At 63.1% G+C, this 569-nt stretch carries 1 protein-coding gene; it reads right to left on the bottom strand.

Going from position 1 to position 569, the window contains the following annotated elements; translation table 11 throughout:
• A partial coding sequence (locus ABD369_RS40920; protein ID WP_344641711.1) for a VOC family protein occupies positions 1-487 on the bottom strand: 487 nt, incomplete at its 3' end.
• Between the last annotated feature and the right edge of the window lie 82 nt (positions 488-569).

Genomic DNA, 569 nt, shown 5'->3' on the forward strand with positions numbered 1-569 from the left:
AGCCGAACACGTCGGTGTAGAACGGCAGGACCACGGCGTAGTTCTTGGACAAGGTCTCGTGCCAGACCGGCGCTCCGGCCTCGCCGACCAAACCGAAGCCGTGGTGCTGATCTGCCTGCCAGATGCCGACGACGGCACCGGCCGGATCGCCCACGATCGCCATGCTGCCCTGAGGACCGACCTGCATCGACGGCATCATGATCGTTCCGCCCGAGGCTTGGGCCTTGGACGCCGACGCTGCCGCATCAGTCGAGGAGATGTAGGTGGTCCACACGTTGCCGTAGGGGTTTCCCTCCTGCTGGGGTCCGAGCCCGGCGATGGGCTGCCCGTCTTTGCTGAAGATCGCGTAGCCGCCGTACTGCGGGTCGTCGTTTGTGTCAGCCTGCCAGCCGAACACGTTGGTGTAGAAGGATTTGGCAACCTCGGTGTCGGAGCTGGTGAGGTCGATCCAACAGGGTGTTCCGTCGAGCGCTGTGCGTGCGGGCATCTGAAAACTCTCCTTAACCGAAACGGATACACAAGCAGGGGACGCGGAAATGCTTGGCCGAGGAAGGCCTGAATCTCACGCT

The organism is Kitasatospora cystarginea, from assembly GCF_039533515.1.
Classification (GTDB): domain Bacteria; phylum Actinomycetota; class Actinomycetes; order Streptomycetales; family Streptomycetaceae; genus Kitasatospora; species Kitasatospora cystarginea.